The organism is Sporosarcina koreensis (assembly GCF_000826145.2).
GTDB lineage: Bacteria > Bacillota > Bacilli > Bacillales_A > Planococcaceae > Sporosarcina > Sporosarcina trichiuri.
In genome coordinates this window covers 81,211-94,618 of the sequence record NZ_LN651337.1, presented here as the reverse complement: position 1 = coordinate 94,618, position 13,408 = coordinate 81,211, and the positions used below count along the sequence as shown (strand labels likewise).

The following is a 13,408-nucleotide window of genomic DNA, read 5'->3' as shown; positions in this document are numbered from 1 at the left end:
TATGATTCAATTACTCGTCTGCCGCGGCCGCCGGGGTCAATCCCTTCTCGGAACCGGCAACACAGACAGCTGCGGACGCATCGCCCACAATATTGACAGACGTGCGCATCATATCCAGGACCCGGTCGATTCCGGCGATCAGCGCGATCCCTTCGAGCGGCATATTGACGGAATTGAGTACCATCGCCAGCATGATCATTCCGGCTCCCGGCACGCCGGCTGTACCGATCGAAGCCAGGACGGTCGTCAGCACCACTGTCAGCAGCTGCAGGAACGTAAGCTCAAGATGGAAGAACTGAGCGATGAACACAACTGCGACCCCCTGGTAGATCGCTGTGCCGTCCATATTGATGGTCGCACCGAGCGGCAGTACGAAACTGGCAACCCGTTTCGGCACACCGAGGTTCTCGGTCGTATTTTTGATAGTCACCGGCAGAGTGCCCGCACTGCTCGCTGTGCTGTACGCAACAAGTGCTGCCGGGAAGATCCCTTTGAAGAACGTGACGGGGCTCATCTTGCCGAGCGTCTTCACGGCAAGGGAATAGACGACGAGCGCATGGACAACGCATGCGATATAGACAGCCAGCACCACTTTCAGAAGCGGCATCAGCACCGACAGACCGTACTGTCCGACAACCGGCGCCATGAGTCCGAGTATCCCGATCGGCGCGACACGCATGATGATCCCTGTCACTTTATACATGATTTCCGCAAACCCTTCGAAGAACCGCAGTACCGGCGACGCTTTCTCGCCGATCATCGTAATGGCGATACCGAGGAACAGTGCAAAGAAGATGATCTGCAGGATATTTCCGGTGGCCAGTGCTTCAAACGGATTGGTCGGGACGATATTCAGCAGTGTATCGACGGCGCTCTGCGGTTCAGCAGCAGCCGCTTCCGGCACGGCCGTTTCTCCGGCCGGGATATCGACACCTTTTCCGGGACTCATGAGGAGCGCGACTCCTAATCCGATAATGATCGCCACCGCAGTGGTTCCGAGGTAGTAGATGATCGTCTTTACACCGATCCGTCCGAGCTGTTTCGGATCGGACATGCTTGCGACACCGACAACCAGTGTCGAAAGGATCAGAGGTGCGATGACAAATTTGATGAGACGCAGGAACAGATCCCCCAGCGGCTGCAGGAAATCGATTTTACTGCCGAAAATACTCCCGAGAATAATTGCAAGGACAAACGCCGCAAATATCTGCGTAACCAAATTGAAACGGATCTTCAATGTTCTCCCTCCCTTTCTTCTCTTTCCAACACTCTATTCCATAGCGCCCAAGACAATGCAAACGCTTCCAATCATTATATAAGAAAAACTTCCCGGAGACAAATACAGTCCCGGGAAGTCTTCTGTACATCCGGCCGTCAGAACCAGCGTCCGACGATCGGATAGTTATACGGCTCATCATTGATAGCTTTGACGATAGCGATGATCGGCACGATGAGTGTCATCAGACCGAAGATGACAAGAAACGGCAGTCCGATGAGCACGAACGAAAAGATGATGGATACCGTGATGAGCACCCCCATCACAAGCTGGAACAGCAGCGCCTGTACGGACATCCGTTTCACCTGCAAATCCGGACTGACCAGATAGACGACAAACGGTACGAGGAACGGCGCAAAGAATGCGCTGGCATGCACCAATATTTTAAGTCCTTTTGCTTCCATAGGTATTCACCCTTCCCTTACTCTCTATACTGGATTCTACGGATGAACACACAAAAGGATTCAACTTATTTCGCACCGAACGATGCCGGCATCACGACTGCCGTCACTTCCCCGTTTGCACACAGTTCGCTGTCCGCAAAAACCTCCACAGACACTTTGAACTTCTTAGGATGGATCTCTTCGATAGTTCCGACAGCTTTCAGCCTCCGTCCCTGGGGTGTCGGTTTCAGGAAGTTGACAGCAAGTGAAGCGGTGACAAAGCGTGGCGGCGTCTCGGCGCTTTCCGGCTCGAACCCGTTTTTCCGATGCAGTGCAAGTGACGCAGAGCCAGTACCGTGGCAGTCGACCAAAGATGCAATGAGTCCGCCATAGACGAAACCGGGAATTGCCGTCTGATCTGCCTGAGGTTCATAGTATGTGACAGTCTTGTCCCCTTCCCAGCCTGTCCGGAAATGATGCCCCTCCTCATTCAGACGGCCGCATCCGTAACACCTCGAAAAGTCATCCGGATACATATCTTGAATTGCGTGTTCTGTAAACTGCTGCAAGAAAATTCCCCCTTTTCATCTGAGTGTCTCCTATTATATCACAATCGTTCTGAGACTTTTCAGGCACCTTTCTGCATATAGTAGTGGCGGAGGACGATATCATCTCGTCGATCTGCTGCGTATAATGCAGTAACCATCGTACCAAGGGGGCTGTGAAGATGAAATTACGGGCCATGCTGTTAGTCTGCCTGCTGATCGGCGGCGCGTATGCCATGTATATATCAATGGTGGAATTCCAAGTGAAAGGGTTCCATGATATTCTCCCGGGACCGGCGAATTCCGTGGAGCAGCTTGTGTTCACGAAACCGCTGCCTGTCAGCTCGGAAGCTACTGCCTGGATTGTCACGGACAAGGAAGAGATCGTCCGTCTGCTGTCTTTCCTCCAGTCGGTCGAGGTGCAGAAAATTGATACCCAGCTCGAGGTCAGCGATCTGGATTTCAACCAGTTCACCATTTCACTGCAGGATACCGACGAAAACCGGATTACCATCCTGACCGAAGACCATCTGATCGTTACTGAAGCAGGTGAACAGTTTACCGTCGTCGGCGACTCTCTGGACATGGACTGGATTCTGCAGTTCATCCTGACGAACCGGCCGGATTCCGGGTAATACAGTCTCGAAATCTTTTTACATTTCAGTCTGCTTGTTTTATACTGGAATTAGTTCAGAATTCGAAATAAAGGAGAGATTCCATTGGTTAAACAATTGCCGCCGCGTTCCGAAGTCCCTGTTCAGGAAACGTGGAATTTAGATGACTTATTCGCTTCCGAGCAGGCGTACAAAGAAGCACTTGAAAAACTGCAGAGGGATGTAAAAGGATTTGCAGAGAAGTATGAGGGGAAGATCCAATCCGCCGATGACGTTATCGATGCAGTGAAAGAATACGAGAGCCTCTACATGCAGATCATCCCGCTCGGCACGTTCACGAATCTGGCAGTCAGCGTCGATCAGACAGACGATGAAACCCAGATGCGGGACAGCCATTTCGGGGCCGTGGCCGCCAAAGTGGGAAGTCAGCTCTCTTTCGTGACGAGTGAACTGCTCGCCCTTCCGGAAGACGTACTGCAGACCGCGATGGAAACATCCGAGGAGTACAGCCACTATTTGAAGGAACTGCTCCGAGAAAAACAGTACCGGCTGCATCCGGAAGCCGAGAAAGTGCTTGCCGCCTACTCCGCTGCCTTCGACGCACCATACGGCCTGTACAACACGACGAAAATGGTCGATATGGATTTTGAAGACTTCACTGTGGACGGGGAAAAGTATCCGCTCAGTTACGTCACGTTCGAAGGCGGCTGGGAAGCTGAACCCGATACACGCAAGCGCCGGGCAGCTTTCGATGCATTCTCGAAGAAACTGCGTGATTATCAGCATACGACAGCCAAGACATATGATGCGCATCTGCAGATTGAGAAGATCACATCCGATCTGCGCGGGTATGACAGCATCACGGATTACCTGCTCTTCAACCAGGAAGTCGACCGTTCCATGTACAACCGTCAGATAGACTTGATCACTGAAGAGCTGGCACCGCATATGCGGAAATATGCGAAGCTGCTGCAGAAGGAATACGGTCTGGACAAGATGACGTTCGCAGATTTGAAGATTCCGCTCGATCCGACCTATGAACCGACCATCACAGTGGAGGAATCCAAGAAGTATATCCATGATTCCCTCGCGATCATGGGAGACGACTACCTGGATATGGTCAAGCGGTCGTACGATGAGCGCTGGACGGATTTCGCCCAGAACAAAGGGAAATCGACCGGTGCATTCTGTTCCAGCCCGTACGGTACACATCCGTACATCCTGATCTCCTGGACAGGCAGCATGGAAGACGTCTTCGTCCTGGCCCACGAGCTTGGACATGCCGGACATTTCTACAATGCCCATAAGCATCAGAACGTCTTCAATTCACGTCCGTCAACGTATTTCATCGAAGCGCCGTCGACGATGAATGAAATGCTCGTGGCCAACCACCTGCTGTCGAATTCGGATGATCCGAAATTCAAGCGCTGGGTCATTTCCTCGATCATTTCCCGGACATACTATCATAACTTTGTCACGCATCTGCTGGAAGCTGCATACCAGCGGAAGGTCTATGAGATCATCGATGAAGGCGGAAGCGTCAATGCTGCGACACTCAACAAGCTGAAACGGAGTGTACTGGAAGAATTCTGGGGTGACACCGTGGATATCAACGAAGGTGCTGAACTGACGTGGATGCGCCAGCCGCACTACTACATGGGTCTCTATCCATATACGTACAGTGCCGGTCTGACGATTTCCACCGAAATGTCGAAACGGGTGCTGAACGAAGGCCAGCCTGCAGTGGAGGATTGGCTGAAAGTCCTGCAGGCAGGCGGAACGAAAACACCTGCGGAATTATCCAAGATGGCGGGTGTCGATATTACGACGGAAGAGCCGCTCAAAAATACGATTGCCTACATCGGCGGCCTGATCGACCAGCTGATCGAGCTGACAGACGAGATCAACGCACAAACAGCAAACAATTGAAAAAAAGGCTGTCCGGAACGTTTCGCAATCGAAACGCCGGGCAGCCTTTTCTATGTACCATTACCAGAAGGATGGTTTCGCAACCATCAGATAGAGCATGATCAGCAGCAGCAGTATGTAGCGCCAGGCCGTTTCTTTCAGTGTCCTGAGCAGGCTGTCGCGGTTTTCAGGCTCATCCGGGAACCGGCTGAGCACTTTCGAAAACCCCCTCGCAAGGAAAACGATGGACAGCATCATGACGCCGACCGTCACAATCACCCATGATGTATACCATGGCCACGGTCCGAAGATGAGCAGCAGGACACCTGTCACGACGAGCACATGACCGGCGTGCATGACGAACCGTATCGTCCACTTGAACAGCGACAGGAGCATCGATTCTTCCCCCGCCGACGCTGTCCGCATCTTGCGGATGAGCGGAAACAGAACAACCAGCGGACCGACGGACACTACTGCAGAAACGACATGCACGTAGACGATGAGTGTATAGAAGGTACCCATGCCGGGCCCATCAATTCTCTACAGCAGCGAACTCGTGCACCCAGACTTTCATCGCCGGGATCCACTTCATGCCCTCGTGCATCCCCAGTATGGACTGCTTGTATGCATCCAGGCTGTCGAACCCTTCCTGACGGGCATGCTCCTCCGTCACTTCTCCCAAAGACTGTTCGTAGAGGTTTTTCACTTCGAACTCCCTGCCTTCAAGTGTCATGATTTCGCCGGGATACGCATAGACACCGTTTCTTCTCGTCGCAGTTTTCTTGCCTTCCAGCACTTTGCGGACATCCTCTGGTACTGTGACAAGACGTTCCACCGAACATGTTTTTTCAGGGTATTCCATTACGCATTCCTCCATTTCAATATCTCCCTATAGTATACAGGGTTCACAAAGGAATAGCGATCCTGCCGTTCATGGTGCCTGGACGTCCAGTTCATGGGTTTCGTGCTCATGCAGACCGCTGTCGTCTTCCACATGGACAGTGATCTCCGCTTTTCCCGCTGCATCGAATGTCACGTCCCCTGCATATTCGCCGGCTTTCCCTTCTTCAAGCTTCACCCACTGTGCGGCATCTGTTTTCCCGTTCTCTATGATTTCCAGACGGACACGCGCATGTTCAAGAGGCTGATTGTCCTGCTGCAGATGCACCATCATAGCTGCCGGCGTCCCTGCCGCGGCATGGTCCGGCTCCATGAAATGCATGGAGAATCCGGGAGCCGTGTGATGATGCTCATGCCCTTCACCATGGGCACTTGCATGTCCCTCATCAACTGCCGCCCCTTCGCCGATGGTAATGTCTTTCATCGGCATCGTGTGCATATCGCGTGCCGTCACATGCACTTGCACATGGTAGAGTCCGTCAGCATCGAATTCGGTTTCCGCTTCGTAGACACCGTCGCCGGTCTGTTCGGCTTCCACCATACGGCTGTCGTCCTTCTTGCCCTCTTCCCAGATCTCGTAGACGACTTCACCAGCATCCGATACCTTTTCTTCCCCTTGTGTTACGGCCGCTTTCAAAGCGACAGGCTCACCGGCCGTCCCCGTTCCGGGAACTGTCAGATCGACACTGATCGGTACGATTTCAACATCCTCTGTGTCTGTTTCCGCAGCTGTATCTCCATTATCCTGTCCGCACCCTGCCAGCATGAGTGCGATGAGAGCTGCCCCCGCAGCCGGAAATTTCTTTTTCATGAATGATGTCCTCTCCTTATTGCTTAACGGCAAGCCCGCTATAGCGTATGATACTTGTATAGAATCCATTGTACTGTACGTTTTCGAAGTAAGTATGAAGTCACCGCACTTCATGGAATGTTCACGTTATCTTGAGAAACTGGTTTGAAAAGCAAAAGGAAATGAGGCTTATACATGAACCCCTATACAATCATGGTGATTGACGATGAGGCGGAAATGAGGAAAATGATTCGTGCATTCCTGGAGCGGGACGGCTACCAGGTGGTGGAAGCGACTGATGGCGTCCATGCCCTGTCGCTGCTGCACGATGTCCATGTCGACCTGTGCCTGGCCGATGTGATGATGCCGTACATGGACGGCTTCTTGTTCGCCCAGGAAGTGAAACGGACCATCGACCTGCCGATCATCTTCCTGTCTGCAAAAGGCGATGAGCCGGATAAGATCCAGGGGCTGAAACACGGCGATGACTACATCGTCAAACCGTTCATGCCTGGTGAATTGCTGGCACGTGTGGCATCGGTGCTGCGCAGATCCTACCAGCGCAATGATCTGAATAACTCCTTGACGTTCGGTCCTCTGGAAATCGACAAGGAGGCCCACCGCGCCGCCTTGAACGGCAGACCGCTGTCCCTGACGCTGAAAGAATTCGGCATCCTGTACGTGCTGGCAAAGCATACGGGCCGTGTCTATACGCGCGATGAGCTGCTGCAAATCGTCTGGGGCGACGAGCACGAAAGCAGTGTCCGCACTGTCGATACCCATATCAAAACGCTGCGCCTCAAGCTGGGCGACGAAGGGAAGCGGATTGAGACCGTGTGGGGCATCGGCTACAAATTCGAGGTCTGAATCCTTGAAGATGACACTGAGTAAGAAAGTGCTCTCGCTTTTTTTTCTGAGCCTTGCCTGCACGATCCTGTTTTCCTTCTTCTTCATCCACTTCCTCTATTCCAAACTGTATTTGGAAAGTATCGAGGAATCGATCATCTACCAGGGGAAACGTACGGCCGCCCATTACCATTTCGGGGAACTCAGTGAAGACATCATCGAAAAGATCCAATGGTACAACGTTGTCTCGGAATATGAAATTGTCGTTGTGGATCGGCTCGATGAGCTGCCTTCCTATTTCCCTTACAAGGTGGACTATGAAGATCTGATCGATTCCGAAGACCGTCATACTTTGGAAAAAGGGTCATACGTCGTCAAGAAAGGCTACGTATCGGAATTCAACCGGGAAATCCTCGGGGCGGTTTTCCCGATCCGCGGGAAAGACTCCCTGATCGGATTCATCTATATCTATGTGCCTCTCGCAGCTATCCAGGATGTATTCGCCGAGAGCATTCCGCTGCTCGCCGCAGTGGGAATCGGATTCTTCCTCATTCTGTTCCTGCTCATCAACAGGGTATGGGCCTCGCTGTTCAAGCCGCTCCGTAAAATTGAGGATCTCGCTGCAAATGTATCGCATGGTGACTATTCGGGCCGTATCGAAACAAAACGCGATGATGAGATCGGCCAGCTGGCTTCCGCCTTCAACGTGATGAGTTCCTCACTGGAAGCACAAGAAGAGCGGAAGCGGGAATTCACAAGCAACCTCGCCCACGAGATGCGGACGCCTCTGACGTATATCAGCGGCTATACGCATGCACTGAAGCAGCATGCGGACGAGGAGAACACGGAAGCCCGCAGTTATCTTGATACGATCGAGAAAGAGACAGCCCGTCTCAGCAAGCTGATCAGCGACTTGACGGAACTGAACTATCTGCAGCAAGAGCTGTTCACGATCAGTTCGCAGCCGATTGTCGTGGCACAGCTGCTGTTCGATACGATCGACCTGTTCCGCATCCGGATTACGGACCGTGCCATCCGGCTTTCTATTCAGATTGAAGAGGATCTCATCATTTCAGGCGATGCCGACAGGATTCAGCAAGTGTTCTATAATACGATCGACAATGCGGTCAAATACGTCTCCCCGGGTGGTGACATCTCCATCTCCCTATCAGAGCATGGCGGTGATGCCCGATTTACGATCCGCAACACCGGGCTGACAATTTCGAAAGACGATTTAAGCCGGATGGGTGAACGTTTCTTCCGCACCGATAAAGCCCGCACGCGCACGACAGGCGGCACCGGACTCGGCCTGTCCATTGTGAGGGAGATTGTACGGCTGCATGACGGTGCCTTCGTCATGGACAGCGACCCGCAGCTCGGAACTACAGTCACAATTGATTTTCCGCTGCTTACCGAGGAGGATCCGTTATGAACGCTGTCCGTACCATACTTCTGATGACTGCTGTGCTGCTCCTCTCATCTGGGTGCTCTGCCGGACACGGACCGGAGCGCAAGATCTCCACCTTCACGTTTCTGGATCAGCAAGGCAATGCATTCGGCATGAGTCAGCTGAAGGATACCGTGTGGATTGCGGATTTCGTCTTCACGAATTGTGAAACCGTCTGTCCGCCGATGACGTCAGAGATGGCAGCCCTGCGAAGAGAATTCACGGAGGAAGGGCTCGATGTCCAATTCGTTTCATTCACAGTCGATCCTGAAGTGGACACACCTGAGAAACTGATGACATACGCTGAACAATATACGGACGACCAGACGAACTGGCATTTCCTCACCGGGTATTCGTCCAGGGAAATCACTGAGTTCGCGTTCGAGAATTTCCAGACGATCGTCCAGAAGCCAACCACCAGTGATCAGGTGATCCATGGAACGAATTTCTACCTGATCGCCCCGGGCGGTAAGCTTGTCAGTGAATTCAACTATGTGGACGAGGATTATCTCCATGATTTGATGAAAACGGTGAAAAAATATTTGGACTGATTTCGACAGGAGGAATTTTTTGACGAACCAACCATTGATGTCTCTGACCTATATGACCGCTGAAAAAAGAGTCGGCTGGATTGAACAGTCCATTTCCCGGACCGATGGAACACTGGCACTTTATAGAGAAAGCATCCACTCCGCAAACCAGATGTTCCCTCTGCAATCGGTTTTCGACTGTTCTCATAAGCCTTTTTCGGATGGGACTTGCCTGTTTTATCTGCATACCAATCATGGCGTGCGGACATTTCACGTTACGAGTGACCCGGCAGCCTTCGAGAGAACATTCCGCAAGCTGAAAAGCGAGCATGTCTAATATCCTTTCTCCCGGTTTTCCATTGTGACCCATTGCTTCGGTTCTGCGGGATGTTTAGTATCATGCAGACGATGGTATACAAACACTAGAACAAGCAGTACTTACAAAAATCACTTGGAGGGATTCGGAATGGTTGAAAAGTTTTATGTAGAAAATGCAGTGCAGGCGAAAGAGAAAGTAGATGAACTTGTTGGGAAAGGCTATACACATGACGACATCTATGTGTTTGCTCATGATAAAAAGCGCGGATCGGATATCAATGATGCGCTCGATACGGAAGAAGCCGGCATGAAGGAACAGGGCTTCCTCGATTCCATGAAAAACATGTTCAGCTCACGCGGTGACGAACTCCGCAGCAAAATGCACGGGGCTGGTCTTTCGGAAGAGGACGCAGCAGCAGCGGAGAGCGAACTCGACAAAGGCAAGCTCGTCGTCATCGCCAATAAATAATTTCAGTATGCGGCACAGCCCTCACCAGGGGCTGTGTTTTTTGTTGTGCAGCCGCCCTGGTTTCCGGTATGATGTTGAATGGAAAGCAGGTGCATCTGATGGATCAGCACATACGGAAAATCGGGTTATTCACCGGACTGACGACCCTTGTCCTTTTCATCATCGGTGTCCGAACGATCGGCGGGCACGAACTTGATTGGAAGAATTACCTGGCATTCACCATCTTCAGCCTGACAGTCGGCCTGCTCGCTGTGCTGCTGCTGTTCTATAAACTGAAACTGGCTTTTTGGTTTTTCATGGCAGGCATGGTGATCAGCTTCGAAGAATTCTTCCGCAGTATCTTCATGTATGAAGGTGAACTCGGCCAATCGCTCGGTGTCCTATCGCTGTATATCATTTCCTCATTCAGCCTTGGAATCGGGCTGATCATCCAGTTCATACTCATTTTAGCGAAGAAAAAATAAAAGCAGGCGGGGATGTCTCCCGCCTGCTTTTGGTATACCGTTATACGGCTTTCTCTTTTTTGATCTGCTTGCTTCGTAATTGTCCGCATGCTGCATCGATATCCGTCCCCTGCTCGAGCCGGACGCCGCAGTTGATGCCCCTTTTTTTAAGTGTTTCGTAAAACTTCTTGATGTGCTCGGGTTCGCTTCTTGTATATTGGTCATGCTCATCGACCGGATTGTACGGAATCAGGTTGACGTACGACAGATGCCGTTTGTTATGAAGCAGTTTCGCAAGCTGCTCCGCCTCTTCCGGATGGTCGTTCACATCGTTCAGCAGGATGTATTCGAACGTGATCCGGCGGTTCGTCGTTTCCAGATAATAATCGATCGCATCCATCAGTTTCTCGATCGGGTACGCCCGGTTGATCTTCATGATGCGTGTGCGCAATTCATTGTTCGGTGCGTGAAGGGAAACGGCCAGATTGATCTGGATGTTCTCTTCGGCGAATTCACGGATTTTCGGTGTCAGGCCGCTCGTTGAGACGGTGATGTGGCGTGCGCCGATCATCAGACCCTTCTGATCATTGACCACCCGCAGGAAGTTCATCAGATTCGTGTAGTTATCGAACGGTTCCCCGATGCCCATGACCACGATATGACTGACACGTTCATCTGTGCCTTTCGCATCCAGATGCTGCTGGACTTTCATGATCTGTTCGACGATTTCACCTGCATTAAGATCACGGTTCTTCTTCAGCAGGCCGCTCGCGCAGAAACTGCAGCCGATATTGCAGCCGACTTGAGTCGTGACACAGACGGAGTGGCCATATGGAAATGTCATCAGCACGGTTTCGATCAGGTTTCCGTCCTGCATCTTGAAGAGGAACTTGATCGTCCCGTCGGCTGATTCCTGTTTGACAGTCTGTTCCAGCGTCTGGATTTCGAAATTCTCTTCCAATAATGCAATACAGTCCCCATTGACGTTTTTCATGTCGGCAAATTGCGTGATCCGTTTCTTATAGATCCAGTCCCATACTTGTGCGGCGCGGAATTTCTTTTGGCCATGTTCCGTCAAGAAAGCGGTCAACTGCTCGAACGTCAGGCCATATATGGATTTTTTCATTACATATCCTCATTTCAAAAAATGATGTCATCCGTATATTGTACAGGATATCCGGACGCCGCACAACCGCTGCGCACGAAAAAAGACGCCTTTCGGAAGAGGCGTCTCGGACTGCTGCTATTGTTTCGGATTCGTTTTCCTGTCGATATTGAGCTTGATGGCGAACGACAGGAGGTTCAGTGCTGCAATCACCGCAAGAAGGATTGCAATGCTGGTGTGGCCGTCTGCATACCGGTTCCAGGCGAACCAGCCGAGCAGCACGGCAAACAGGATATCCGCAGACTTGGAATTGAAGTATTTCCCCATCGTCAGTTCTTTTTCACGAACTCGGACTTCAGCTGCATGGCGCCGAACCCCGGTATTTTGCAGTCGATGTTATGATCTCCGTCCGAAAGCCGGATCCCCTTCACTTTGGTGCCCATCTTGAGCAGTGCTGAGCTCCCTTTCACTTTCAGGTCCTTGATGATGGTGACCGTGTCTCCGTCCTGCAGCGGGTTGCCGTTCGCATCCTTCACGTCAAGCTGTTCCGTATCGGATACGTCCCCGGCTTCCATCAATTCGTAGCCGCATTCCGGGCAGACGTACTGCAGACCGTCCTCGTATGTGTACGGTGAGCTGCATTGTGGACAATTCGGTAATGTTGCCATCCCTACTCCCCCTCGTTCTCTATCATGCTTCCATGATACCAGATTTCCTTTAGGGACGGTGCTCCATTTCGCGGAGATCCTCCCCCGTCATGTCTGTATCGCTGCAGACAATATGTCCGCCAGTTCGCGGTATAGCTGTGCCATTTCCTCTTCCTTGCCGATCGATACCCTCAGCCAATCCTCGGTCTTCTTCTGTTTGAAGTGGCGTACGAGTATGCCGCGGTCTTTCAGCTCCCGGTACAGCTGTTCTGCCGGCAGGACGGGCGGGCGGACGAACAGGAAGTTTGCAGACGACGGCAGGACATCGAATCCGAGGGACACGAAAGTCTCTTGCGCAGTTTCTCTTGTCCGTTTAATCACGGAGACGGTCTCATTGAAATAGCTTTCATCTTCGATAGCGGCTTGTGCGGCGGCCTGTGCCAGCCGGTCGAGAGGATAGGAATTGAACGAGTTTTTCACGCGGTTCAGTGCTTCGATCATGTCTTCCTGACCGACCGCATAGCCGACCCTCAATCCGGCGAGCGATCGCGATTTCGACAGGGTTCGAACAATGAGAAGATTTTTGAATTCAGCGATGGCGGAAATGGCAGTCTCTCCTCCAAAGTCGATATACGCTTCATCGACGATGACGGGGCGGTCTCCGTTGTTCATGCAAATATCTCTTACTGCCGACAGTGGCAGTACTATGCCGGTCGGCGCATTCGGATTCGGGAAGATGACACCGCCTTCCGATCCGAAAAAACGGGCTTCATCGATCGTGAAATCCTCCCGGAGAGCCGTTTTTTCGTATGGGATGCCGAACAGCTGTGCATAGGCCGGGTAGAATGAGTAGGTCACTTCCGGAAAGCGGATGGTTCTGTCCGTACGGAAGAAAGCCATGAATGCAAACCCGAGCACTTCGTCGGATCCGTTCCCGGCGAAAACCTGGTTCTCGTTCACACCATGGAGCCGGGCGATAGCCTGACGCAAGGTTGATGAATTGGGATCCGGATATGTGCGCAGGCTGCTGCCAAGGCATGATTCCAGTGCTTTGAAGAAGGGAGGACATGGCGGATACGGATTTTCATTTGTATTGAGCTTGACGGTTCCCGGACGGAGGGATTGTTCGCCTGCCTCATACGGTTTGGCGCGTTTTGCCATTTCACTCCATAGGTCGGACATGGCTG

The 13,408-nt window shown here is 51.9% G+C and carries 18 protein-coding genes; 8 read left to right on the top strand and 10 right to left on the bottom strand.

Annotated features, from left to right (window positions below; genetic code table 11):
* Positions 1-10: 10 nt before the first annotated feature.
* The 3 genes from BN1190_RS06225 to BN1190_RS06215 form a co-directional block, all read right to left on the bottom strand.
* Complete coding sequence (locus BN1190_RS06225; protein ID WP_040287166.1) at positions 11-1,231, bottom strand: dicarboxylate/amino acid:cation symporter; 1,221 nt, start codon at positions 1,229-1,231, stop codon at positions 11-13.
* 143 nt (positions 1,232-1,374) lie between these two features.
* On the bottom strand, positions 1,375-1,680 hold the full coding sequence (locus tag BN1190_RS06220) for a DUF4870 domain-containing protein (RefSeq protein ID WP_040286132.1): 306 nt from the start codon (positions 1,678-1,680) through the stop codon (positions 1,375-1,377).
* A 65-nt stretch (positions 1,681-1,745) separates the two neighbouring features.
* A complete protein-coding gene (locus BN1190_RS06215) occupies positions 1,746-2,195 on the bottom strand; it encodes a PaaI family thioesterase (protein ID WP_082023372.1) in 450 nt (149 codons plus the stop codon).
* A gap of 191 nt (positions 2,196-2,386) precedes the next feature.
* Here BN1190_RS06215 and BN1190_RS06210 point away from each other — a divergent pair, with 191 nt between their 5' ends.
* Positions 2,387-2,839: a hypothetical protein gene (locus BN1190_RS06210; protein WP_040286130.1), complete on the top strand. Its 453-nt coding sequence runs from the start codon at positions 2,387-2,389 to the stop codon at positions 2,837-2,839.
* Between the two features lie 84 nt (positions 2,840-2,923).
* The gene (gene pepF / locus BN1190_RS06205; protein WP_040286129.1) at positions 2,924-4,747 is read left to right on the top strand and encodes an oligoendopeptidase F; all 1,824 of its coding nucleotides are present in this window, start codon (positions 2,924-2,926) and stop codon (positions 4,745-4,747) included.
* A 60-nt stretch (positions 4,748-4,807) separates the two neighbouring features.
* Here pepF and BN1190_RS06200 read toward each other — a convergent pair whose 3' ends face one another.
* The 3 genes from BN1190_RS06200 to BN1190_RS06190 form a co-directional block, all read right to left on the bottom strand.
* Positions 4,808-5,248, bottom strand: a complete 441-nt coding sequence (locus tag BN1190_RS06200; protein WP_040286128.1) for a DUF2269 family protein — start codon at positions 5,246-5,248, stop codon at positions 4,808-4,810.
* Positions 5,249-5,258: 10 nt separating this feature from the next.
* Complete coding sequence (locus BN1190_RS06195) at positions 5,259-5,588, bottom strand: ASCH domain-containing protein (protein ID WP_244898684.1); 330 nt, start codon at positions 5,586-5,588, stop codon at positions 5,259-5,261.
* A gap of 69 nt (positions 5,589-5,657) precedes the next feature.
* Positions 5,658-6,437 carry a FixH family protein gene (locus BN1190_RS06190; RefSeq protein WP_040286126.1) on the bottom strand — a complete coding sequence of 260 codons (780 nt, stop codon included), beginning with the start codon at positions 6,435-6,437 and terminating at the stop codon, positions 5,658-5,660.
* Between the two features lie 174 nt (positions 6,438-6,611).
* Here BN1190_RS06190 and BN1190_RS06185 point away from each other — a divergent pair, with 174 nt between their 5' ends.
* From BN1190_RS06185 to BN1190_RS06160, 6 genes are all read left to right on the top strand, one after another.
* On the top strand, positions 6,612-7,283 hold the full coding sequence (locus BN1190_RS06185) for a response regulator transcription factor (protein WP_040286125.1): 672 nt from the start codon (positions 6,612-6,614) through the stop codon (positions 7,281-7,283).
* 10 nt (positions 7,284-7,293) lie between these two features.
* On the top strand, positions 7,294-8,694 hold the full coding sequence (locus BN1190_RS06180) for a sensor histidine kinase (RefSeq protein WP_040287165.1): 1,401 nt from the start codon (positions 7,294-7,296) through the stop codon (positions 8,692-8,694).
* A complete protein-coding gene (locus BN1190_RS06175; protein ID WP_040286124.1) occupies positions 8,691-9,260 on the top strand; it encodes an SCO family protein in 570 nt (189 codons plus the stop codon). Before BN1190_RS06180 ends, BN1190_RS06175 begins: the two co-directional genes overlap by 4 nt.
* Before the next feature lie 19 nt (positions 9,261-9,279).
* Complete coding sequence (locus tag BN1190_RS06170) at positions 9,280-9,576, top strand: hypothetical protein (protein ID WP_040286123.1); 297 nt, start codon at positions 9,280-9,282, stop codon at positions 9,574-9,576.
* A 129-nt stretch (positions 9,577-9,705) separates the two neighbouring features.
* The gene (locus tag BN1190_RS06165) at positions 9,706-10,026 is read left to right on the top strand and encodes a general stress protein (RefSeq protein WP_040286122.1); all 321 of its coding nucleotides are present in this window, start codon (positions 9,706-9,708) and stop codon (positions 10,024-10,026) included.
* Positions 10,027-10,124: 98 nt separating this feature from the next.
* The gene (locus tag BN1190_RS06160; RefSeq protein ID WP_040286121.1) at positions 10,125-10,490 is read left to right on the top strand and encodes a hypothetical protein; all 366 of its coding nucleotides are present in this window, start codon (positions 10,125-10,127) and stop codon (positions 10,488-10,490) included.
* Between the two features lie 40 nt (positions 10,491-10,530).
* Here the strand turns inward: BN1190_RS06160 and rlmN are convergent, their stop codons facing one another.
* The 4 genes from rlmN to hisC form a co-directional block, all read right to left on the bottom strand.
* A complete protein-coding gene (rlmN, locus tag BN1190_RS06155; RefSeq protein ID WP_040286120.1) occupies positions 10,531-11,595 on the bottom strand; it encodes a 23S rRNA (adenine(2503)-C(2))-methyltransferase RlmN in 1,065 nt (354 codons plus the stop codon).
* A 117-nt stretch (positions 11,596-11,712) separates the two neighbouring features.
* Positions 11,713-11,901 carry a hypothetical protein gene (locus BN1190_RS06150; RefSeq protein ID WP_040286119.1) on the bottom strand — a complete coding sequence of 63 codons (189 nt, stop codon included), beginning with the start codon at positions 11,899-11,901 and terminating at the stop codon, positions 11,713-11,715.
* A 2-nt stretch (positions 11,902-11,903) separates the two neighbouring features.
* Positions 11,904-12,242, bottom strand: a complete 339-nt coding sequence (locus tag BN1190_RS06145; RefSeq protein ID WP_040286118.1) for a zinc ribbon domain-containing protein YjdM — start codon at positions 12,240-12,242, stop codon at positions 11,904-11,906.
* Between the two features lie 87 nt (positions 12,243-12,329).
* A complete protein-coding gene (hisC, locus tag BN1190_RS06140; RefSeq protein ID WP_040286117.1) occupies positions 12,330-13,403 on the bottom strand; it encodes a histidinol-phosphate transaminase in 1,074 nt (357 codons plus the stop codon).
* Positions 13,404-13,408 lie beyond the last annotated feature (5 nt).